The organism is Prevotella marseillensis (genome assembly GCF_900625065.1).
Classification (GTDB): domain Bacteria; phylum Bacteroidota; class Bacteroidia; order Bacteroidales; family Bacteroidaceae; genus Prevotella; species Prevotella rara.
Genome location: NZ_UYXY01000001.1, coordinates 2,316,688 through 2,341,492 on the forward strand (window position 1 = coordinate 2,316,688; position 24,805 = coordinate 2,341,492).

The 24,805-nt window shown below is 45.8% G+C and carries 14 protein-coding genes; 7 read left to right on the plus strand and 7 right to left on the minus strand.

Annotation, left to right across the window (positions count from 1 at the left end; genetic code table 11):
- Positions 1-17 precede the first annotated feature (17 nt).
- The 7 genes from EJL04_RS09460 to EJL04_RS09495 all read left to right on the plus strand — a co-directional run bounded on the left by EJL04_RS09460 (position 18) and on the right by EJL04_RS09495 (position 18,174).
- Positions 18-212, plus strand: coding sequence for a hypothetical protein (locus EJL04_RS09460; RefSeq protein ID WP_125104771.1), 195 nt, complete (start codon positions 18-20; stop codon positions 210-212).
- 114 nt (positions 213-326) lie between these two features.
- On the plus strand, positions 327-1,172 hold the full coding sequence (locus EJL04_RS09465; protein ID WP_125104772.1) for a GLPGLI family protein: 846 nt from the start codon (positions 327-329) through the stop codon (positions 1,170-1,172).
- A complete protein-coding gene (locus tag EJL04_RS09470; protein ID WP_125104773.1) occupies positions 1,169-3,709 on the plus strand; it encodes a carboxypeptidase regulatory-like domain-containing protein in 2,541 nt (846 codons plus the stop codon). The genes EJL04_RS09465 and EJL04_RS09470 overlap by 4 nt, the downstream gene beginning before the upstream one ends.
- Before the next feature lie 1,086 nt (positions 3,710-4,795).
- Positions 4,796-7,660, plus strand: coding sequence for a T9SS type A sorting domain-containing protein (locus EJL04_RS09475; protein WP_241209977.1), 2,865 nt, complete (start codon positions 4,796-4,798; stop codon positions 7,658-7,660).
- Positions 7,661-7,677: 17 nt separating this feature from the next.
- The gene (locus EJL04_RS09480) at positions 7,678-16,842 is read left to right on the plus strand and encodes an endonuclease toxin domain-containing protein (protein ID WP_125104774.1); all 9,165 of its coding nucleotides are present in this window, start codon (positions 7,678-7,680) and stop codon (positions 16,840-16,842) included.
- A 75-nt stretch (positions 16,843-16,917) separates the two neighbouring features.
- A complete protein-coding gene (locus EJL04_RS09485) occupies positions 16,918-17,328 on the plus strand; it encodes a hypothetical protein (RefSeq protein WP_206429375.1) in 411 nt (136 codons plus the stop codon).
- A gap of 642 nt (positions 17,329-17,970) precedes the next feature.
- Positions 17,971-18,174, plus strand: coding sequence for a hypothetical protein (locus tag EJL04_RS09495; RefSeq protein ID WP_241209978.1), 204 nt, complete (start codon positions 17,971-17,973; stop codon positions 18,172-18,174).
- 135 nt (positions 18,175-18,309) lie between these two features.
- Here EJL04_RS09495 and EJL04_RS09500 read toward each other — a convergent pair whose 3' ends face one another.
- The 7 genes from EJL04_RS09500 to EJL04_RS09530 all read right to left on the minus strand — a co-directional run bounded on the left by EJL04_RS09500 (position 18,310) and on the right by EJL04_RS09530 (position 24,769).
- A complete protein-coding gene (locus tag EJL04_RS09500) occupies positions 18,310-19,713 on the minus strand; it encodes an OmpA family protein (RefSeq protein WP_125104775.1) in 1,404 nt (467 codons plus the stop codon).
- A 29-nt stretch (positions 19,714-19,742) separates the two neighbouring features.
- Positions 19,743-21,209 (minus strand): MobV family relaxase, encoded by a 1,467-nt coding sequence (gene mobV, locus EJL04_RS09505; RefSeq protein ID WP_125104776.1) that lies wholly within the window; start codon positions 21,207-21,209, stop codon positions 19,743-19,745.
- 245 nt (positions 21,210-21,454) lie between these two features.
- The gene (locus EJL04_RS09510; RefSeq protein WP_125104777.1) at positions 21,455-22,315 is read right to left on the minus strand and encodes a hypothetical protein; all 861 of its coding nucleotides are present in this window, start codon (positions 22,313-22,315) and stop codon (positions 21,455-21,457) included.
- Between the two features lie 97 nt (positions 22,316-22,412).
- Complete coding sequence (locus EJL04_RS09515) at positions 22,413-22,907, minus strand: hypothetical protein (protein ID WP_125104778.1); 495 nt, start codon at positions 22,905-22,907, stop codon at positions 22,413-22,415.
- 24 nt (positions 22,908-22,931) lie between these two features.
- Positions 22,932-23,291, minus strand: coding sequence for a hypothetical protein (locus tag EJL04_RS09520; RefSeq protein WP_125104779.1), 360 nt, complete (start codon positions 23,289-23,291; stop codon positions 22,932-22,934).
- Between the two features lie 15 nt (positions 23,292-23,306).
- A complete protein-coding gene (locus EJL04_RS09525) occupies positions 23,307-23,753 on the minus strand; it encodes a hypothetical protein (RefSeq protein ID WP_043610617.1) in 447 nt (148 codons plus the stop codon).
- A gap of 11 nt (positions 23,754-23,764) precedes the next feature.
- Positions 23,765-24,769, minus strand: a complete 1,005-nt coding sequence (locus tag EJL04_RS09530) for a hypothetical protein (RefSeq protein ID WP_125104780.1) — start codon at positions 24,767-24,769, stop codon at positions 23,765-23,767.
- Between the last annotated feature and the right edge of the window lie 36 nt (positions 24,770-24,805).

Consider the following 24,805-nt stretch of genomic DNA (forward strand, 5'->3'; position numbering starts at 1 on the left):
TTTAAACCTCAGTAAAAATGAAGAAATTTTTAACAGCCCTTTGTTTGATGATTGGAATAGCTTCAACATCATTCGCTGCTAATTCGGTTGCTTCAACCCCTGTGAATTCTGAAGTTTATAGTGTTCAGAAGAATGACACTCCTGACGTAATTATTGTTGTTGTAGATGACAAAGGAGTTATTATTGACATCATTGTAATTAAACAACGCTAATCGTTGTGGAAAATCATGCTCACTCCTAACTTGATATACTCCAAGTTAGGAGTGAGCATTTTTATATTATATTAATGCTTTGTTGGGTTGTTCGCATCTATAATAATTAATGGTATGGCATATAAAAACATATATATAACTATTCTGGCGTTACTGTACGGCTTTACTGTCAATGCGCAAGAACAAGCAAAATATCGTGTAATTTACGATTGTGATGCGCAGATTGTCACTGGGAATCTGAACATTTACAGGTGGATGCTTGATATTGGAGATACAACTGCTGTATTCTACAATAAGAACTACAGACTGTATGATAGTGAGTTGACTAAAGTAAAAGCCCAAGGAGGAGACAATGCGATGATTGATCAACTCCCTGTTATCGGTGGAAAATATTCACCGAAAAATGACCTTCAAATAATTGTTGGCAATCCTAAAAGGGGAAAATACACTTATTACAAGCAAGTCCTCTCGTCTGGTTTGAAATACGAAGACCAAGTTCCGTCCATAAAATGGCAATTGAACGACAGCACAAAGACCATCTGTGAATATGAATGCAAGCAGGCGGTTGGCTCCGTGTATGGTCGGACATGGACTGTATGGTATTCTATCGAGTTGCCTCTCAATTACGGTCCTTACATTCTTAATGGTTTGCCAGGATTGATTATGGCGGCAAGGGATTCGGAGGGCTTGTTTGATTTCAAAGCTGTTGGTGTAGAGAATGCTCCTGAGAATGCCTTGGTTTCGGTTTACAAAGAAGACAGCCACCAGAAGTGTACCCGAAAGCGTTTCTTGCAACTGCGCTCAGAGTCAGAAGGAATCAATAAAGACCAACTTGTAGATAGAATTCTTAGTCAAAGGACATCGGGTGAAAAAGTGATAGTTTATACTGTTTCTGGGACTGATGCAAAAGTCGATAACGAGGTTGAAGTGCCTAAATATAACCATTTGGATAAAGAATGAGAATTGCCGTTTTTATTTTACTTCTGCTAACAAACCTTTCGCTCTCTGCACAAACCTTCACAGGAAAGGTGAAGGGTAAGAAAGGAGAGCTCTTGGTAGGTGCCTCGGTTGTGGCATCGACTGAGAGCAAGTCAACCGTGGCGTATTGTCTCACAAGCGATAAGGGTGAATATAAGTTGACTATTCCTAAAGGGAAAAATCCTGCAAGCATAACGGTAAGTTATATTGGTTATCAGAAGAAGACGATGCCGTTTGCTGATTTGAAGGATGGCATGACTATCACGTTGGCAGAAGGTGGCTTCAAGTTAAAGGAAGTAAAGATAAAAGCGGAGCGTATAAAAAGCACAGGAGACACGCTCACATATTCGGTTGCTGGTTTCCGCCAGGGACAAGACCGAAGCATTGCCGACGTGATAGCCAAGATGCCTGGACTTGAGGTAAAAGCGGATGGCAAGGTGGAATACCAAGGAAAACCTATCAACAAGTTCTATATTGAGGGACTTGACTTAATGGGGTCGCAATATGGTGTTGCCAACCAAAACATCTCAGCTGATAAGATAAAGAGTGTGCAGGTATTGGAGAATCATCAGTCGGTGAAGTCGTTGCGTGGCGTGTCGTTCAGCGAACAGGCTGCTCTCAATCTTGTGTTGAAGGATGATGCCAAAGCCGTATGGACGGGAGCGGCTGACATAGGTTTGGGTTATGGTGATGATTTTCTATATGACTGCCGACTGATGGGTATGCGTTTCAACAAGAAGTATCAGACGCTGATGATGTACAAGAACAACAACATCGGCAAGCAACTCGACAATGAGGTGCTCGACCTTGCTGCATTGTTGAAGGGAAGAACTGGCTCTGAATCGGGCTTTCTCTCAATGATGTCGGTTGCGGCTCCCGACCTTGCAGACAACCGATATACTTTCAACAATAGTCATCTTGTTGCCGGCAACTGGCTTTGGAAGACTGGCAAGGATTCGGAACTGCGTGTGCAAGGCAACGGATTTATTGACAAGACCGATATGCAGGACTATAGCTCATCCACTTATCTCACCCTTGCCGATATGCCAGTCATAGTTGAGGAGCAGAATGTCTGCAACACCCGAAGCGAATGGAAGGGTGAGGCCAACTATCAGTACAACGGCAGTAAGAGTTTCATCAAGAACAACCTTAAAGGCTATATTGACTTTAACAAGAGTATCGGCACGATGATGTACAACGGACAACGCACCGACATGATGGTGAAGCCGCACAAGCGTAGTATTACTGAGGATTTTCAGATGTCGCACACCACGGCAAAGGGCAACATATATAACGTTGACAGTTATTGGACCTATAGCTATCTGCCAGGACAGTTGCTCACCATTGGTGGAATGACAGAACGGCTGAATCTCGGTTTCTTCTCCACGCAGAATGAAATGCAATATAAACTGAAAGTCGGCAGACACTATCTCAACAATGAGTTGGGAGTGAACTACGACTATCAGAGTATTGGTGTGGCAATGGACGAGGAAGCGGAGAAGACGAATGTGTATCAGTTGCTTCGCACGTATTGGACTCCTTCAATGTCGTTCCTTTTCGGAAAGCACAGAATAGGAATAAAGTCGAAGATAAGTTATGCCCATCAGTCTTACCGTGAGTCAAGAAGCAATCATCTGTGGATAGACCCTTCGGTGAGTTGGAATTGGAAGGCAACTGTTGTTTCTGAATTTTCGGCTAATGTTGGTTATGCTAATGCGCCATTGATGGGAAGGTCTATCTATGACACTCCTATCTTCACAAGTTATCGCACTAAGAAAGTGAATAGAGGCAAGACGGATGCTACTCACTCTATTCATGCAACGGCAGCATATAAATACACCAATCCTGTGTCGGGACTGTTCTTTAATATTCGTCCTTCATATAATAGAATGTCGGGAAACATCCTTTATGAGAGTGCAATGAACGGCAACGTCTATACCATGACTGCTACAGACAAGGAATATATCATGCAGACAATAGGCGTTTCTGGTCGTATAAGCAAGTCTTTTGGATGGGCAAAGACACTAATAGGTCTTGGTGCCTCACACAACATCACAGATTATAGTATGCTTGTGTCGGGCATTGTGAATGATGCACGTATGAACACAACCGCTGTTTCGTTCAACTATTCATTGCGTCCAGCGAGATTTCTTTCTGTTGAGGGTAAGTCGAATGTGAACATTTACAAGCAGAAGAACCTCACGGCTCCCGAACTCTCTTTCAACCCCACAACCGACTGGGAACATTTTCTTAAACTATCTGTTTTCCCTGCCAAAGGATGGATGCTGAGCGTAAAAAACGAACTCTTCCATACCAACGACAAGAGCATAGGCGTAAACCACTTTCTTGACTTTTCCATTGCATACAAGGCTAAGCGTTGGGAGTTATCTGTCACAGCAAACAACTTTATTGGCACTTCAGAGTTTGAACGAAGAACTCTCGGCAACACAATTGAGTCGTATAGCGTGACACGCTTACGCCCAAGGGAATTTCTCACCAAATGGAGTGTGGATTTGTAAACAAACACTGGTGACAAACTATTTGTTTTTCACCTCGTTAGCAGTGTCGGTTTCGGTAACTGACCGCTAACGGTTTGGTAACTGAAATAACTCAATATCCTGCTCGGCTTTGCTTTGCAGCCAATTGGTAGAATTATGAAATATTGCTCATTCTCAACCTCTTGCAGTTCATTTCTCTCATCTTCACTTTCCGTTGCTTTTGCTTAAATTGTGCATTGCTCTAACTCGCTCTAAATTGGACTTTGATTGAAAATCAAGAAGTTGGGCGTTTGCCTATATTCTAATAGGTAACAATATGGAAACGAGCGGACTTCTGCTCGTTTCTGTATTTTGCAATATGCAAAGAACGCCTCAATTCGGGGACAAAGATACGATATTTTTCTTAATATCCCATAATTTGCAAGAAGAGAAACATAGAAATTAGGACTTTTTTTATATGAAATCTCAAACTTGTGAACATAACCCCATCATAAAAAGAATAGCAAGTATTCCTGCTGAGTTTATCAAATCAGGAGACATTGTTGTTGATGACGACTCTACCATCAGCTCATATATACCTTTCCGACACAAGCATATATTGTTTTCGTTTGTACTCCGAGTGTGTACAGTTTCAAAACATGATTTACATTCTAACATAAGAAACTGAAGCCGTGAGCATTTGTGTATTTTTGCCAAACTAACTCCAGTACATACAACAGATGTAAAAGATTTCTGCAAAATTGACCGAAATCATAAGAAAAAAACACCAAACCAGCAAATTTCTTAAAGATAATATCCGTTTATTAAGATTATTTTTGTATATTTGCAGCATTAGTTTGGTGGTAAAGCCTATTGGCCTGCCACGTGACAATAGGACTTTACGGAGCAAGCCTATATCACAAATCTTCTCCGTAGTAACAGTCCGTTCTCTCTCACTGGTCTCTCCCTGCGCGGCAGAGGCATACGTTTTTATATTTTTCAAACACTCCAAATTGACAGCGCATGAGAAAGTTTACTTCTTTGTTACTGTTAGGCTTCGCTCTCGGCAGTTTCGCGCAAACGCCCGGATGAGTCAGCGGAAGCGAACTGTGGTTCAAGACTGCGCCTTTGAACTCAGACCTGCAAGGTTATTACCGTTGGCAGGATTTCTCTGGGGATTCCATACGGCTGATGCTATTGGACAGCCGTGGCGTCAAGTCTGAACTTACTCTTCCGAACAGTTCAGTCCATTACTTCAACTTTAATCCGAGTCTCTGGCTCGCAGACGGATTTCGTAGTCTGAGTGCCAAACTCAAACACGGCAACCTCTCGCAGGCTACCGTCATCGGTGTCTTTGCCCCCGAAATGGCGACCATTGGCAAAGACATGGTGCTTTATGCCCTTGATGGCCGCAAGGGCGACGGAGCAATTCTGAGCAAGGACAAAGCCGTAAGGGGTAGAGGTGTTGAACCACTGGACTATGGTTCAGCATCGGGTGAAGACCTGCTTTATCAATCAAGTGATTCTTTGTCCGAGAACGGTTTTAAGGAAAGCGCTCTGCGCGTTGTGTCCTACTTCAAGGTAAGCAATCCTTCAACAACATTGTGGGGAGACAACTCCAACACCACATTATTCATCGGAACCCCTTCCACCTCGGGCAGCTTCGGTACGGATTTCCCGACCTCGCTCTTCGGTAATGCTTCCATCCTGGGATATGCCCCTGAGCTTATTGCTTTCAGCAGGATGCTTACACCCGATGAGCGCAGAAAAGTGGAGAGCTATCTGGCGGTAAAGTACGGCATCACCCTCAAAGGCTCGTATCTTGACAGCGACGGAAACCTGACTTGGGACATGGCGGAGAACCAAGCCTACCACCATAGGGTCACAGCTGTTGGAACCGACACGGCAGGAAGTCTCTCCCAACCGCTTTCCGCAACATCATATGAGGAAAGTCCGGTGTATGCGGCCTTGAAGGAGAACGGAACTTATCATGGCGCAAATCCATACAACCCTTCATCCGCTTCCCGTCTGCTTGTCATGGGACGTGAAAACGGCAATCCGATGCCGGACAGAGGCTTTACTTTCTGGGGCGACGATGATGTGGCACTTGCAACATATACCTCACCTACAGATTCCCTGTGGCATGTCATGAAACGTACATGGATGGTCAAGACCAACGTGCCGTCAAAGCCCGACAGTACAGTGGCAAGATGGACTGCGCAAGGATTTGAAGTGTCAAGGAATGGCTTTACTGACAATATCATCCAAGAGAAAGCCGCTTCCGGAGCTTATGCCACGACCCCAGCCCTTGTTGGAGGTGGCGGTGCTTTTGAATTCACCTGTCCGACAAGTCACCCGACTTTTGACGTTGGCTTCGGAAGCATCGGTGGCAGCACATGCAAGTATGGATTCCGGTTCACCAATGCTGGAGTTGTTTATCCAATCATCAACGGAGCGGTCTCAAATTCATACATCGCCACGGATGTTGACGGAACGGACATCTCTATCCGCAAGGAAGGCAAAAACATCTATCTGCGTGTTGACGGAACAGGAAGTGCGACAAGAACCATATCCCTTTCGGATGCAACTGACACAGACACAAATGTGGGCATTATCCGAACGGAAGGAGCAGAGTCCGCCTTGAACATGGCAGGCTTGAGGACAGGAGGAATAGATGATGTCGGTTATATGGCAGAGTTGAGCTATGACCTCACATCGGACAGGGAGTTCTCGGACTATTGCCGCAAGCGTACCGTCATGCTCATAGACCCAAGCGGTGAAGGTGATTTCGACATCAACAGCAATAGCAACATAAGATGCTCCAAGCCTGATATGACGAGGGGCAAGACCATATTCCGCAATATCCTATGGGATGCAGACGGAAGCGGAAGCGATGTGTTCACATTCGCCTATTATGACGGCATTTCCTATGATGCCACTCCTACGCCGTCAAGTTGCGAGAATGGAGTTCCACGCAATGACGGGTATATCGACATAGGCATTAACATCGGTACACCAGTCTATTCCTATGTGCTCAGCGTTGACACCGTTGCAGGAAAAGTAAAAGGAGAAACCATTGCCAGAGGAACATTCTTCGGTGACACGCATAGAATCACGAATCTTGCCCCCGGCGCCTATGCGCTGTCCGTATCACAAGGTGGAGGCAACGAGATTTATGCCACTGGCAACGCACTCTACACCTCATACTCACATGACACCAGGACCTATCTGTCTGGCGACATCTCATGGACGGTGAACGATACAAAATCAAACTACCGTGTGGGATTGGAGCCAAGCCTCACGGACGAGATCACCCAATATGGCTTCGACGTGCGGGGCGACAAGGCGCATATCATAACCGGTGGATATACAAGCCTAACCAAATATGTCACCATCAAGCCGGGCGATGTGCTCAGTGTTACAGTCCGCAATATGCAGGTCACATACAAGTTGAACGGACAGACCGTGCATCATGAATATGTCTGGTCACTTCGTGCATGGCGGTTCTGCATCAAGTACGGAAAGGGCGAGACGCATATCACCGACCTTACCGTAAACGGTACGCCTGTAACCTCATTCACCACAAGGGGCAACGTGCAGATAGAAACACCCAAGAAGTGTACGACAACGATGACCGTCTATGTCGGCAGCGAGTGTGATGCAAGTATGCCTAACGGAACACAGGCAAGGGAGAACCATGTGGGCAGCTCGGACAGACAGGCAGACAATACCTTCATTTCTGGAGAAGACGAGGATTTCACTGTCAAGGGCAACGGTTCTACGACAGGCATCTACGAGGCTAAACTCACACAGGACAAGCCTGCTGCAGCCACATTGATGGTGTTTGACGTATCAGGCAAACTGGTAGTGTCACGCCAAATGACAGGCGAAAGCGTCAAGCAAGCCGACTTCAAGGTTCCCGCATCGGGTGTGTATGTCGTGAAGGCAATCTCCGAGAATGGGGAGTATACAAGGAAAATCTCAGTAAAGTAACTTAAAGGAAGATACGCATGAAGAATTATATACAGAAGGTGGCGTGGGCATTGGTTTTACTGCTTGCCGCCACACTGTCCCTTTCGGCAAAGGACGGGACAGCCGTGAGAAAACTCTTCAAGAAGGGTGTCTCTGACAGTATCTCCGTAGGAGGTAGCAAACTGGTCGTTCTTCAGAAAGACCTCATTCGGAACAGAAGCCTTTCCGTGAACTCTATCGGAGAGGAGAATGTTCCTGAGCTTGACTTTGCCATGACCAATGTCACGGCAGGAGGACATGGCTACCGTTTTCTCCCTCACGGAACCCATTTCACAGGCGAGGGCGCGACTGTCAAGATAAAGTATGACCGCACAAGAATACCAAGCGGCTATACCGAGGACGACATCCGTACCTATTACTACGACCCGGCCGAGAAGCATTGGGTTGCGTTGGAGCGTGTGCGTGTGGACAAGAAGGAAGAGTGTGTCGTTTCAAAGACCACCCACTTCACCGACATGATCAACGGCGTGATACAGGCACCGGAGTCTCCGCAGACCGAAGGCTTTGCCCCGACGATGATGAACGACATCAAGGCGGCAGACCCGACGGCGAAGCTCAATGTCATTGCGCCTCCAAGCGCAAACAACCGTGGCTCTGCCAACCTGCAGTATCCGTTCGAGATGCCGCCAGCACGAAACGGTATGCAGCCAAGCCTTGGCTTGCAGTACAGCAGCGAGGGCGGTAGCGGTTGGCTCGGTGAAGGTTGGAACATCAGCGTGCCAAGCATTACGCTTGACACCCGGTGGGGCGTGCCTCGTTATGACCAGTCAAAAGAGACGGAGACTTATCTCTTGTCCGGTTCAATGCTCTCCACTATGGATGACAACGGACAGATGGGAGTCGCACACCGTGGCGAGAAGATGAACAGAAAGGCTGACCGCCAGTTCTACACCCGCCAAGGCGGTGATTTCAGCCGTATCATCCGCAAGGGTGACAGTCCTGCCAACTATTATTGGGAGGTTACAGACAAGCAGGGTGTCAAGTACATCTATGGTGGTGACGGAGCTGTTGTAAAGGGCAATGTCACTGATGCTTCTGGCAGTACCCGTGAGGTGATTGCCGAATGGAAGCTTAAACGTGTCGAGGAACTCCACGGTGACTATATAGAATATGTGTATGACATCGTGGATGAGGATGTGCGTGGCGGCTTGAAGGCCAAGGCTGCATATCTGAAGGAGGTTCACGCAGGTAATGCAGGACAGGAACCGCACACCGTTGTACTCTTTGATGGCAACAAGGTAAAGCAGGTAAAGACCAACAATGCCCGCTATGGATTCCTCGCCTCCTCCAACAGGCTGTTGGAGAAAGTGACCGTGAATTTCCAGGGCGAGACATTGCGCAGCTATGCCTTTGACTACAAGGAAGGTGCATTCCACAAGGAAATGCTCACAGGTGTCAGACAGTATGACAACACAGGAAAGGAAGTGGCTTTCCAGAACTTCGACTATTATGATGATGTGCAGGCTGAAAAGGGATATGTTCCGTTCAAGGACGATTCCGAGAAATGGAACACGCACGATGACGGACTTGACGCTGGTTTCGTCAATCCTTTAAAGACTGTCAGCAAGCGTTTCAGCGACAAGCCAACTGCACTTGGCGGAACGACAAGTTCTTCTGTAAGCGGTTCGTTCTATGCAGGTGTAGGTGTCGTGGACGGAAGTCCCTGGAAAGGCAATACCGTGGGTGGCTCTTACAGTTACTCCAGCGACACGAGCAAAGGACTTTCCGCACTCGTTGACTTGAACGGTGACGGACTTCCTGACAAGGTGTACAAGTCCGGTGGTTCTGTATATTATCGTCCACAGATTAAGACAGACAACGGAGAAGTCGTATATGGTGAGCCTGTCAAGGTAAAGGGCATCAGTAACTTCTCAACAACCAAAAGTTCTACCAACACTTTCGGTGCGAATGCCGTTGTCGGTTGGAATGTCCTGACTGCCGTTGTCGGAACGGACAAGTCAACCACTAAGACCAAGACCACTCAGTATTTCAGCGACATCAACGGTGACGGACTTGTTGACCTCGTTTCCAATGGCAAGGTTTATTTCAACCATTTGGAATTTGACAAGGCAGGCAATGCCGTGCCTACATTTACGTTGAGCAGTGCCGATACACCAAGCCCTATCATCTATGGCGGCAAGGTTGACACTTCTGTCATGGAGGTCAGTAAGGATGAGCAGGCGGAAGCCATCAAGAACTCACCGATGGAGGACATCGTGCGTGTATGGCAAGCACCAAAGGACGGAACTGTCAGCGTAACTGGTAAAGTAAGCCTCATTGCACCAACAGATGACTATGATGCTGACGAGTATCAGAAGGCAGACGGCGTAAGAATTGCCATCCAAAAGGGAGGCAATGAACTTTGGAACAAGACGATAGCCAAGGGTGACAACAGTCCATACAGTGCAGCCGTATCATCTGTTGCCGTCAAGCGTGGTGACAGGATCTATTTCCGTGTCCAGTCTGGCTCTGAGGAAACAAGCAACGGTTCTTTTGACAAGGTAAGCTGGTCGCCTACCATTACATACGCTGGCGAGTCAAATATCTTGCCTAACGGGCTTTCTTCAACAGAGTACAAGCCTGGGGATGGTGCCATCTACGATGTGAACACCTCCGCTAATGTGGAGAATGGTTCAAGCGTGGAAGTTCGCAGTGCCTTCCACAAGCCTGTAACAACCGACGATGTTGTTCTCAGCATCATCGGCAGCAACGACAAGAAAGACAGTGACGGAAACGACAACCCGAACTATATCGAGAAGACGGTCTTTGCTCGTACACTGAAGGCTAATGAGACTTTCAATGGCGATTCACTCAACATCAGTCTGGAGAATACAGAAAAGCTGACCAACTTCAGCTTTGAGATTTCATCCTCCTCAAATGTTGATTGGAAGAATATCGGTTGGCAAGCGTCTGTGACTTATAAGGACTCTGCCAATATCGAACAGACGGTAGCAGTTCCTGCACACTACAATACATTTGCAAATGCCTTGGCAGAGGGCAAGCCATACTTGACCACAGCGACTGATACAATTATGGTTGTGTCACCAGTGCTTACCCTTTCAGACAATTCTATCAACGGTCAGATTACTTTGACCGCCAAGACAGAGGAAGCACTTGTTGGCAAGAAGTCTTTCAATATCGAGAATGGCATCTTGAAAGCCGATATTCTGCGATTTGCAACTACTGCAGGAAAGAACATCTGGTTTGAATACAGCTATCCGGCAGCAATCTCTAATGAAACTGTTACTTCAGCCTCTGTTTCCATTCTGAAAGATGCGGCAGGTCTCGTAACAGAGAATGTGCTTGCTGGATTCTATGCAGAGAATGACAATCTTGGCTTCGGTATGCTTTACCGTGGCTGGGGAGGTTTTGTCTATAACTCGGCAGAGGGCAGATATGCAAAGCCTATTGAAGAGTCATTGCTGAAATTGCCTGAAAACGAGAACGACAAGGTTGATCCTCTCACGATGGCATTCACTCCATTGGGTACAGACCAGACTTCTATGGACAAGTGGGTCGGTCAGCGACAGGACATCTATCTTACTGCAACCGAGGCAAGTACAGCCCGATTGACAGAACAGGATGTACTCCTTACCAATCCATTGGATAATAATGCTGAAGTGGCAGGACTTGCAGGTGAATACTTGCAGGGTACTGGTGCGGCAGCTGTAAGCCAAGTGGTATCAAGCAAGAGTACCGTTGTGCAAGGTGGTGCACTTGGCATTACCCATAACAATGCAAATGGCAGTTCCAAGACGGAAGTAGCCATGATGGATATGAATGGCGACGGATTCCCTGACATCATTGCAGGTGGTACCATCCAATACACCAACTCACAAGGTGGATTGAGTGGTGAAATCTACAAGGGCATCGGAGCGAACAACTCTGACAATGCTTCTGAGGCGTGGGGATATGGTGGCAATCCTGTTGCTTCCGTATCAGGTATCACCAACTTAGCCAAGGGTATTAAACCGTCTTTGAGCAATGTTCAGACGGAATGGTTAGCTCAATTCTCTATTTCTGGTAGTGCACCAAAGAATACGGATGAAGCCGTAGAGTCATTTATCGACATTAATGGAGATGGACTTCCTGACAAGATTCTTTCCGACAAAAAGGTAAGATTAAATCTTGGCTATGCCTTTACTGAGCCTATTGATTGGGAACTTGACCGTATTCAAGGCGGTAAGAGCCACTCTTATGATATAGGAGCAAGCGGTGGCGCAAGCCAAGGCTGGGGAGAAACCAAATACCACGATAACAAAATAAACAAGGCTTCTGGTAGTTTCTCAGCAGGTTTCGGTATCGTAACCTCTGAAAGTGAAGAGGAATACAACCTTATCGACATCAACTCTGATGGTCTTCCTGATAAGGTATGGAAGGATGGTGACGGTATAACTGTTGCCCTCAATACTGGCAACGGTTTTGATGAACCTATCAGCTGGAAAGGTGTAAATGCGCTTAGTGAATCAGCCTCTACATCAGAGTCTGCAAATGCAGCGTTCACTTTGACCATCAACATTCCTGTCATCAGCATCAAGATTTCAACCAACCCTGGTGCATCAACCTCGCACAGTATCAATCGTCCTACCTACTCTTTGCAGGATGTTGATGGTGACGGTTATCTTGACATCGTTGAGTCTGAGAAGGAAAGCGAGTTGAAGGTTACACGCTCAGCCATTGGCAGAACCAATATGTTGAAGTCTGTCACCAATTCCTTGGGCGGAACTTTCACACTCGACTATGCGCATACCACTCCTACCTACGGACTTCCTGGTGGCAAGTGGGTAATGTCTGCCCTTACCGTTGATGATGGTATCCATGACGATGGACCTGTAATGACTACCGCCTTTGAGTACAAGGACGGCAAGCGTGACCGCCATGAACGTGAGTTCCTCGGTTTCGGTGAGGTCATCACCAAGAACCTTGACACGGAGAAAGGCAATTCTGTTTACAGACAGGCTGTTGAGAACTACGATGTAGCCAACTACTACACGCAGGGCAATGTTACCGCCACATCCGTAGAGGATGCCAACGGCAACAAGTACACCGAGACAAAGAACCGTTACGACAGCTACTATCTGACTGCCGACGGTGACAAGTACACGTTCGCAAAGCGTGACGTGAACCTTTGGAGTGACCGTGCATCTGCATTCGTACCTCTCCGCTATACGGCAAACTTGCAGTATGAGGGAGCGGCAAACGGTGTGGTTACATCCGAGGCTTGGAATGAGTACTACCTCAATGGCTATCATGGTGAGTTGAAGTCCTACAAGTACAGCGACAAGGGAAGCCTTGGCGAGGACGGAAACGGCAAGTTTGATTATGCGACTGCTATCAAATATACGGACAATGCCACCAAGCACATCTTTGGACTTCCTGTTGATGTGACTGTTACAGGCGGTGACGGTTCACTCTATCACCATGTGACGGCGAAGTATAATACCAACTACGCCAACCACATCACGCAGATTACACAGCAGTTGAATGAGGGCGAGGCTGTTACGGATTACAAGTACGACTCTTACGGCAACATCATCCAGAAGACTCTCTCTGCCAACGGCAAGGGACAGCGTATGTGGTACAAGTACCGCTATGAGCCTGAGATGAACATGTATGTTGAGCGCATTGACGATGCGTGGGGCTACCGCAGCGAGCAAGGCAATTTTGACTATCGCTATGGCATTGCCAAGGAGCATCGTGACCTCAACAACTTCTATTATGAGACTGATGTAGATGACCTCGGTCGCATCACTGGCGTGCGTGGTCCTAACGAGTTGGCTACGGGCGTGCCTTATGCCATCGCCTTTGAGTATCAGCCTTTGGCTACCTTTGGTGAGAGTGGCATTACCGCTCCTGCATACGCAGTGACCAAGCACTACGACATCCAGCATCCTAACGATGACTTGGAGACCGTTACGTTCGTTGACGGTTTCGGAAGAGCCGTGCAGGTGAAGAAGGACGGTGTTGTGACAAGTACATCCAAGGGAAACTCTGCCAAGGACGAGAACGTGATGATAGTCAGCGGAAGAAACGTGTATGACGCTTTCGGACGTGTGGCAAAGGCTTTCTATCCTACAACGGAAGGAACCGGATCGAAGTCCACATTCAGCAAGTCATTTGACAATGTTTCTCCAACGGTTACTGTTTATGACGTGCTCGACCGTGCTACCTCAGTGACATTACCGGACAACTCTACGACAACTACGGCATATACTGTTGACAACGGCAGTCATGCACTTGTTACAACCATAATAGACGCACTCCATAATGTCCAGGCTACCCATACCAATGGCAGTGGCAAGACCTTGAAGACCATCCAGAAGAGCGGTCCTGACGGTGAGATTACCACATCGTTTGAGTATGACGGCATACAGCGTCTTGTTCGTGTCACCGACACGGAGGGCAATGTAACGACCTCTACTTACGACATGGGCGACCGTCGCACAGAGGTGAACCATCCTGCAAGCGGCATCACCAGCTTCACATACGATGCGCTCGGCAATGTGCTGACCAAGCAGACTGCCAACCTTGCCAAGGAAGGCAAGTTCATCACCTACGATTACGACTATCAGCGTCTGACGGGTATCAACTACCCGGACCATCCGGAGAACAACGTGAAGTATTATTATGGTGGTCGCAACGCCTCTCAGAACCGTATCGGTCGCTTGATGCTCCGTGAGGACGGAACGGGTGCCATCGAATACTTCTATGGCAAGATGGGTGAAGTAACAAAGACCCGCCGCACGATGATTGTGCCTAACCAAGCGATAGCAACCTACGTGACGCAATGGACTTATGACAGTCACAACCGTCTGTTGGAGATGATCTATCCTGATGAGGAGAAGATTACTTACTCTTACAATCTCGGTGGTCAGCTTGAAAAGGTTCATGGCTACAAGTCATACGGCTACGATTATGTAAGCAAGATCGGCTATGACAAGTTCGAGCAGCGCACATACTTGAAATATTGCAACGGTGCTGAGACATTCTACACCTACGACCCACAGCGTCGTAGATTGCAGAACCTCACCGTGAACAGTGGTGGCAACACCATCATGGATAACGCCTACACTTACGATGCGGTGAGCAATGTGCTCAGCGTAGTAAACGGTGCGTCAGTTCCACAGAGTGGCAAGGCTGGCGGACAGATGGCGCATAACTATACATACGATGCACTCTACCGTCTTGTTGGCGCAACAGGTACTTATACAGGTGCGGACAATAAGACTGCAAGCTACACCCTTGCAATGGGTTACGACAACATGCATCGTATTACGTCGAAGCGTCAGATTCTCACGCAGAACAACGTGCAGTTTGATGGTACGCTCAATGCTGGCTATGACCTTACTTATACTTACGGCACAGACACTGGAAAGAAATTCCAGCTTGCCAACGTTAAGGATGTAAACTATCGCACCGAGGAAACTCCTTCCGAGAGCGAGAATGTGAACAACAGCCACGCCTACGAGTATGATGCCAACGGTAATCTTGTTTACGTTAATACAAGCCGCACAAAGAAAGACGGCATGGCTGACGAGAAGACCGCAGAGCGCATGCTTAAATGGGATGAGGAGAACAGACTCCTTGCTTCTGATGATAACGGCTTTGTGACCAACTATTGGTATGATGCTGACGGTGAGCGTACGGTGAAGACATCAGGTGAGAGTGACCAAGTTTATGTGAACTCAGAGTTTGCTGGAGGTCGCACGAACACAGCCAAGTTCTCTTTGTATGTATCTCCTTACCTCGTAGCCAACCAAGGCGGACGTTACACCAAGCACATCTATATTGGTAGTCAGCGTGTAGTCAGCAAGATTGGTGACTTCGACTCTTATGGTTCAGACCCACGCCGCATCCAGTATGCAGGTAGCGAGACGGATGGCTTGTCTGTTGATTATAAGGAAAAATATACCCAGCAGTTGCAGGACATTAAGGATAATTATGCAACCTTTGCAGTGCCGTACAATGGCGAGGACAACAACGACTATGTGGACGGCAAGGGCTTCTGCTGCAATGACGGCAGCTTGGAGGCTGCGCAGACACAGGCTTTAGCGAGAGCTGCAAAGAATAACTTCCAAGAAAGTGACGCATACGAGAAGATGCAGTTCTACTACCACCCAGACCATTTGGGTAGCAGTAGTTACATCACCAACCTTGACGGTGAGGTGGTGCAGCATATTGAGTATGTTCCTTTTGGTGAGGTTTTCGTTGAGGAGCGCAACAACATTTGGAATACACCTTATCTTTTCAATGCGAAGGAATTCGATGAGGAGACGGGATTGTATTACTATGGGGCGAGGTATTATGATTCGAAACTGAGTCTTTGGATTTCAACAGACCCTTTGCGTGAAAAGCATCCAAATATAAATAGCTATTGTTATACAAATAACAATCCTATCAAATATATTGATCCAGATGGTAATGATTGGTTTGTTAACGACCAAAATTTCTATGTTTGGTCTATGTCTAATTATGTACCAGGGGTTAGCTATGCTGGTAATGTTCTTCCTTCAAATGTGTCAAGATATCAAATCTTGGAAAAGATAAGAGGGCAATATTATCATAAGTATACAAGTAATATTTTTGCATCTATAGGAAATACTATTTTGGGTAATGATAAGTTTGTAGAAAAGAAACCATATAGCCATGCTGAAGAATCATTTAACAATGAATTTGTTTCTCAAGGGGCAATGATAGTTGGTCTTTCTACGGTCGGCAAATTAGGAAAAGTGATTCTTAATGCTTTTAAAGCTGGTCGAAATAGTGTCTGGTCTCTTCCATGGTTAGAACGTGGTTTAATAATTGAAGAGCAACTTGGAAAAAATCTAAAGGGAAATTTTCCTACAATTGATAAATTTCTTAATGGCGTTGCAACTAGTATAAAAAGCATAGACCTTAAGGCAAAAAGTTATCAAAATGCAAATGCTTTATATTCCAGATTAAAAGGATATATTAATCAGGTTGCTAAATTCAAAGGACAACGTTGGAATGGAGTTACTATTCAAGAAGAAGACATAACTAAAAGAGCTTTGGATGTTGCAATTCCGCAAGGTGCATCAAAATCACAAGTAGAAGCTATACAAAAAGCTATTGAATACGGCAAAAATAATGGAGTACAAGTAAACATACATGTTATTCAATAAATAAATCAAAATTGTTATTTGCCATAAGTCTTTAGACTGACGGCAAATAACAATTTCAATTATAAAATGAGAAATATGAGAATAGACAAACAGATAACAATTTGTAAATTGGGAACAGAGCTGAAAATCTATCCCGAATCTAAAAATGAAATAGGTTTGTGGATAGCACATCCTCCATGTTTCGTTATTTCATCAAATGACCTTTACGGTGTGGAGAATATTGTCAACAATGCTATAAAATATAGCAATTCTGGAGAATTGGCAAATGAAGATTCCGCTAAATTAGTTCTAAAGGAGTTTCATCTTAAAAGTTGGAACGTATTGTATAAAACTTATAAAATAATTAGTTTTTCTCTTACGTCAGAACAAATTATCATTACACCATATATTTATACAAGAAGGGGAGGATTCCCTGACAACAAGGGTAAATTAATTTTCGATAAAAGCGATTATAGTTGTGCAATAAGAGAGCTTTTAAAATATTGATTATTTGTAAATAAGGCTGTGTTTAGTTATAAGGGTTATAGCTAAACACTGCTTATTTTGGTACTTTTATACTCCCCATTTTATCCTTTCTTATTCAGAGTATAGTTCTTTCTATCCTCTTTTTTAGGTTCGTTGCCAAACGAGTCTATCAGAATAATACTATTGGCATCTCTCACCTTAATAGAATATATTGTCCCCACTCGAAGGATGTACAAGCATCACGATGTTGCCGTCAAGCACTTGGAAGGTACCTCTTAACTTTTCCCGCTCATTCTGCTTTTCTTTGAATGTTCGTATCAACAAATAAGTTTCGTCAGCTAATGTGAGTGTTGTCTCAACATTTGACGGTAATTTTCCGCAATATGTCCCAGTAACAGAATCTAAACTAATATCACAGTTCTCTTTTTTTTGCTTAATGCAGCAATTCCATACAATAATTTCAAATACCTATCGTTCTTTAGCTATGACATAAAGAATGAGCAACATGAAAGTATCAACAAAACAAGGCTATAAACCGCCTTAAAATTCAGTTGGGTTTATCAGAGGATAATTCCCCCTATACCTTTGAAACATTTTCCATCTACAAGGTTCAAACACTACAGCGTGTAGCGTCTTGTTCGTGTCATCGACACAGAAGGCAATGTGACGTCCTCAACTTACGACATGGGTGAAGTCACCAAGACTCGTCGCACGATGATTGTGCCTAACCAGGCGATAGCAACTTATGTGACGCAATGGACTTACGACAGCCACGACCGTCTATTGGAGATGATTTATCCTGATGAGGAGAAGATTACCTATTCTTACAACCTCGGAGGTCAACTTGAGAAGGTTCATAGCTACTAAACAAGATCTTGCGACAGGAGAAAGAACAAAATAACCAATAGCAGAAAGAGTCCATTCATCACGAACGGACTCTTTCTTTTGATAATCATTGTTTTGCAGATTACCGCTTATCGTATGAATGATAGTAAAACACATTTACTGTGCAAATAGTCTGACAGCCGTATGACGGTTGACTGCAATTGGTGTATACTCATCAATACCGCCCTTGCTTTTTGATATTATCATGGACTTGTCAATGCCTCTTGCCACAAGCTGTTGCGTGATATAATCCGCTCTTGACTTGCTGAGAGGATTGTTGATGCCATCGTTTCCTGTGGCACTGTCGGCAGCACCAACAACGGAAATTTTGAGATGATAAGTCTTTGCTATACGAGTAAGCTCATCCAAGTTTGCCATCTGTGAAACGTCAACCAACTGCGCGGTTCCAATCTTAAAAAAGAAGAACACTGGCGAACCGATGCACTTGGTTCCACCTGCCATTTCTGCAACGTATTTGTTCCAAGAAACAGAATCGGAAACAGAGAAACTATACTCCAAAGAGCGGCTTGTTTTTGGCTTTCCCATGCCATTCCAATCCTTGTGAGCCAATCTTGCACGGAGCGAGTTCAAACCGCTGTAGTCATTTTTCGGGTAGATGCGATACTCCGTACTATCCGCATAATATGTCAGGCGGTCGGCATATGCTTTCAGCAATCCTTCAATCTCCAAGATCTTTCTCATTTCAGCGATGGCATTGGCATCCTCCGCATGAGCTTTGCTTAACTTTTGGTTGCGAGCCAACAAATCATTGGTGTAATCTGCCAGCCATTTGTTTTGGTTGATATAAGGAGCGGCATCTACAACCTTCTTCCACCCGACCTTCCCGATGTTGAAAGTCAGTCCGGCAGACAAGGTGAACAAATTGTCACCAAACTTATTGGATGCGCCCACACCATCAAAGTCACGGAATGTGGTTGCGCCACCCAATTCCATGTTGACCGCCAAACGCTTTGTTAAACGATATTGTCCAATCACACCATAGTTGATGACAAACGGACTCTTGCCGTTATCCTCGTTATGGATAATACCGCAACCAGCATACGGAATGAATCCCCATCTTTGTGTGGTGGCATGGTCTTTGACAAAACTGTTGGTCACATTCCAAAGAAAATCTGCATGAACCATCTTGTAATCACGGACATTCTTGCTGGCATCCTTGAACTGAAAACCTTGAAAACTAAACCGATCACCAATCTCTGGCGTGAACCATTTTCCTGCCTCTACTGCCAGGGAAGGTTTCATCCTGTCGAACAAGTTCCCCGTACCATGTGGCTTTCCTACAAAGGTAGATATGCCACCAGACATACCAACGAACCAGTTGGAAGACCATGCGGAGGGTACAGTCACCTCTTTGAGATATGTCGGCCCAATCTGTCGAAGCATATCCTCGTTTATGCCAGACGGTACCAAATCATCCGTGCCATCATCTATTGTCTCTGCATTGGCGTGTAATTGTCCGCACACGCACAATGCCATCATAAATATTGCTTTTCTAATCATAAATTTCAATTTGTCGATTATTTTTTCTATTAACGCTTTCTACTCTTGCTGCCTTTCGGTCGCATCATCCTGTTTGCCATCGCAAGGCAACGGTGCGCCCAACGCCTGTCATCTTCGTCATCGTTGCGTCCCCATTTCATGTCATTGCTGCCACCGCCTCCGCCACCTTGCCCTTCGGCAAATGTCGTAGCTTGGTCGATGTAGCCAAGATACAACAATGTGGCACAATGCAGAACTTCGGCAGTATGCTCGGCTATGGTTTCCAATGGCGAGCCGTCAAATGCGACTTTGATTTCAGGTGGCAACGATACCATCTTGGAACGGTAGTCCGTGACCATGCTTTCCAACATAGCTGTCTTGATAAGTGTGCCAGCACCAGTCTGAGCTTCACGAGAGAACTGCATGGCATCCTGCCGAAGCGTCTCTGTCCGCTCCTTGACAAACTCCATGTCCTTATTCAACTCATCCAACTGCCGGTCAGCCACAGCGAGCTTGTCTTTCTTGTCTGCCAGTTTCTCATCAACGGAAGCTAACTCATTTTGCAATTTTTCCAACTTCTGCGACAAGATGGAACTGTCACCCTCCTTGTTGGCAATCTGCACCTTCAACTTGTCAATCTCCAACATCTTCTGATGTTTCTCTTCTTCCAGATGTTCCACCATAGAAGAGAGACCTTTCGCACGACGTTCTGCCAGTGCTATTTCCACCCGAAGATCACTTACAGCCTTGTTAAGGTTGTCCAGTTCCTCTTCCTTTGAAGAACATTCCTCGGACAGGTGCTTGCGGTATTCCTCCGTAGGTCTGTGTCGTTGCCGAGTCTCCGTTTGGCTCGTTCCACGCAACAGCCCCCAAGGCTCATTGACCATCGCCAAATCGTCATGAAGTTTCGATGTACGTTGACTATATTCCCGATTGTTGGCACCTGCGAAGATTTCTTTGAAGGCAAACTTGCCGTCCTTGATTGGCAGAAGAACGCAATGGATGTGTGGTGAAGTCTCGTCCAAGTGTACATAGAAGGCAACGATGTTCTCCTCACCATACTTTCCTGCGACAAAATTATAAATGTCCGTCGTCCATTGCTCAATCTCAGGCATACGCTTGACGGCATAATTTTCCTTGTTGTCACCGGGCTTGAAAACCACCTCTTGGTCACCGAAGGCAAGCTCACGCATCTTCCATTGCGAACCGCTGAAGATGAAGTCCGCCACCGTTCTGAAACGTGGCTCAGCCAATCCCTCATTTTTGTCCTTGATGCCACGAGCAGCCAAGTTCTCAGCCATCATCTGTGGGATGGACTTGCTCTTGTCGATAGGTGCTATCTTGCCTCCTTTGGAAATCTGGAAGTTCAGATGCTGTCTGCCGAGGTCATAGTTACCCTTGGCAATGGCTACCTGCCATGCCCTGTCGCTCCAGTTTCGTTGGTATTCGCGGCTGAGAGCGGCGGCGCATCCCTTACGTCCCCTGACGTTCAAAACCTGCTTTGCTATTCTTTCCATATCTCTGATATGCTTATATGTGTCAGTAAAAACAGTGTCCCAGCTTGCTGCCTTGGCGGACACTCTCCCGAAGACTTTTAGGTCGTAGGGGTAATGAGTTACCACACTCCCTAAATTCGTGAACAGCGGGCAAGCCCGATGCGCTAAAAAAGGCAAGCCACGACGAGTGCGATATGCCAGTACCGAACCGTGAGGTCTTAAAAGGAGAATGTCCATAAGGCAGCTATAATGGAACAGAATGAACTCTACTTATGGTTGTCCGCCTTGGCGGTTACAACTGGCTTGGCAGCTGTCTCAACTGTTGAGGCAGGACAGCAAGCCTTATAAGCGGAACACAGGGATTGGAAAAGGCTCATGTCTTCAGCAGTTTTTAACTTGATTGAAGCGGCCTTTCCATAACCGGTAATGTCGGGCTGTTCCTTTATCAGAAGGAACAACTGGAGCCAGTCTCGATTGAGAACACGAGTGAAGAACTTGAAGATTGCGTTACGCAACTGAAGTTTGTTATGTTCTTCCTCATCTACAAGAGGCATACAATCCACAAGTCTGCCAATCATACAAGTGGCAATATCATCAGATGAAAGTTGGTTGTCAGATGATGTAGAAGCAGAGTTGTTTTCTTGCGATAATGCTACCGCACCCTTTACAATCTGGCCACAGACAACGGCAGTCTCTTCTGTGGTGGAAGTGCCATTGAACCAACTGTCCATTGTGAAACGGATGATTGGTTCCAATATGCTATTTCGCATTGTCGGAACGTTACCGTCCTTCATGCCAATCATCGTGATGATGGTGTATTTCGTTTCAAACTCCTTGCAGTGTATCAGCCCATGTTCCGTTAATTTTTCGAGGAACTGACGCACTGTGGCACGATGCCAGTGCCAGTCCTCCGCAAGTTGAGTTTTGGTTGTGATAAACTGAAAATCTTTCAATTCGTCTGCCACTTCCTTGCTTACGGCTTTCGGCATGTAGTGTTCACATGCCTTGTCCAGCAGATAGCAGAATGCCTCATGCTTGGAATACCGCTCGTTATGTCGCTCCTGGAGAGATGCCAGAAAGCCGACAGAGAGACTTACCTTTATATTTTCCTTTGGTATATGTTTCATTGAAAATGTCTTGTTGATGTTGTGAAATAATGATTCTCATTTTAGACTGAGTGTTGTGGAATGTGCCAAGTACCAAGTGGCATATTCCAAGAATGGACTAAAAGTAGAAGTTTACGATGTCCTCAGGACATTGCGCCAAGTGTCTGCCACTGTCAGGACATTGTGCCTTGAAGATGACCTTTGAGGACGGATAGTAGATGGATGCCACCAAGAGCAAGCCTACCATCATCCCCAATGTGTACAGATGGGGAGTGAACATGAACACCAATGAGGCTGTAAAAGCGATGGCACATGATTTCCTGTTGTCATGCAACCTATGCAGCAGATTGTCTGCATAGGAGAACTTGAACAGCAACAATGCCAACAGTGCCATTACATGAGCACCAATCTCGTTGGACTGTACTTGATATGCCACGAAACTGAACACCAATATTGCCATCAGCAACAGCAATGTGTACAATTTTCGAAAATTATGCGAAAACACCATGCGGAGATAAAATCTCTGCATCATCCGATTGTTCTTCCTGTAGCACATCGTTGATGCCAAGAGAAGAAACATAGGGAAGAAAAGAAAGATAATCTTGAATATCATAGGTCAAATTGTAATGTAAAACGGTCAATAACCTTCGAATAGCTCCAACTCAATAATTCCATAGGTGACTTCCATGAAAAGTCGCTCAACATCCGCCATTGTCAAAGCATTTGATGCAAGGCGTTTCTTGAAACCAGCATCCTTTCTCATAAGAATCTTGGCACTTCGGTCAATGTCAAGCAGTGGTATATGCCACTCCTGCCCACGGACATAATCATTGTTGGAATGACAGGCTCGAAGAGTCAGACACCGACAGCAGACGGTCTGCACCATGCCATGCCGTGAAACGGCGGTGTCTTTCCAATGGAACGAACTGCCAACGTCTATCCATGTGTGGCATTTGTGGATGATGTCCACGATGTTCTGAAGCTGCACGTCGCTCATAAATGGAACGTAATGTCACATGAAACACATCAGCATGTCCGCCTTGTCACGCTTGTACTTGAAAAAGCCTGTCCTCGCTTGCAGTTCCATGTCGTGGCATAAGTCGCCGTACATGAACTCCAAGGACTCATAGATTGTCACCATGACGGAGTGGACATTTCCATTGGCATCCGTACTGGCATTCATCTTGTACATCCGCCCGAAATTAGGGTTGGAGAAGGCGCAGCAGAACTGTCCGAACTCTGTATGTACGGAAGTCACCTTGTGATAAAGGATGACCAGTTCCATCTGGTCTTCAAAAAGGTTCATCACCTCTTCGAGAGGACAAGGCTTTTCCAACTTGAAGTCAAGCAGGACATAGCCGTCTTCATAGACTGGCTGTTCCATGCGCTCCTGGTTGATAAGCTCCGGCAACTGCAATGGTGCAAGTGCCAGGAAGTCGTTGAGAAATTTATGCAGCATAACTATTGTGTTTATAATGAAGAAATGTATAGCTTGATGAACATATCAGGTAACCCGTCTGTCATATTCTTGTCCATCTGCAAGGAACGGCTAAGAGAGGCGATTGTGCCTAAAGCATCTATTGACAGTTGCACCAAATCCTTTCGCTGATTCTCTGAAAGCATCGCCATTCCGAAGTCATCAATGGACAGGAATGGTTGCAGTATCATCCAAAAATAGGCAGTCCGTTGTTCAGCGGAAGTAACCTTTCCACTCTTAATATCAGCAACGCAAGTCTGCGCATTGGCGATGATTCTTCGATTGGTACGAACCGCCATATATGCCACGGCATCCCTTGCCGGTAAGTTTCCTTTCCTTGAAGATTGAGCAATCATCTTGCACACATCTTCTGTTCCACTTGTTATATGCGAAACCGACACGTCGCTCATCTCGTATAGATGAGATAGAAATGTCCTGAACAGCCTATCCTCCGTTTTCAGAAAGGCGAGGAACTGTGATTGGTTGGCAATGCCTTCCTTCTTCACCTTCTCCAAGAAGAAATGATAGGTGGTCAAGATCCTTGTCTTGTCACCTTTATATAATGGTATGGTGTCCATACTCTCAAAAAACTTTGAAGCCACCAAGGAAAGGCTATCCGTTTCCTTCTTACTTTTATAAGGGGAGGCGTTCATCTTCAACAGGAGCACATCCTTGAATGTCCTTCGCTTGGCGGTAGCTATGCGCATAAACTCGTCACGGATGGAGTCATGGACATTGGAAAATTCTTCCATCGGAAACGAATGTGCCTTTTTGATGGTGTCTCGCATCAGACAAACAGAAACCGAGTCTTCTAAAGTACGCCATTTGGATATTTTGTTGGCAAGGTGTTCCATAGACAAATCCTTGTCTGATTTCATCCTTGAAAGGAACTCCTTTTGCGCATCCAATGCCTCCCTTGCATCATGGAAAGATGATTCTCTGGCATTTTTTGAACAGGATGCCAGCAAAAGAATGGCAAGTATGATGGCAGACAACATGGACATATGTTTTCTACCATCAAAGTATGATATGTG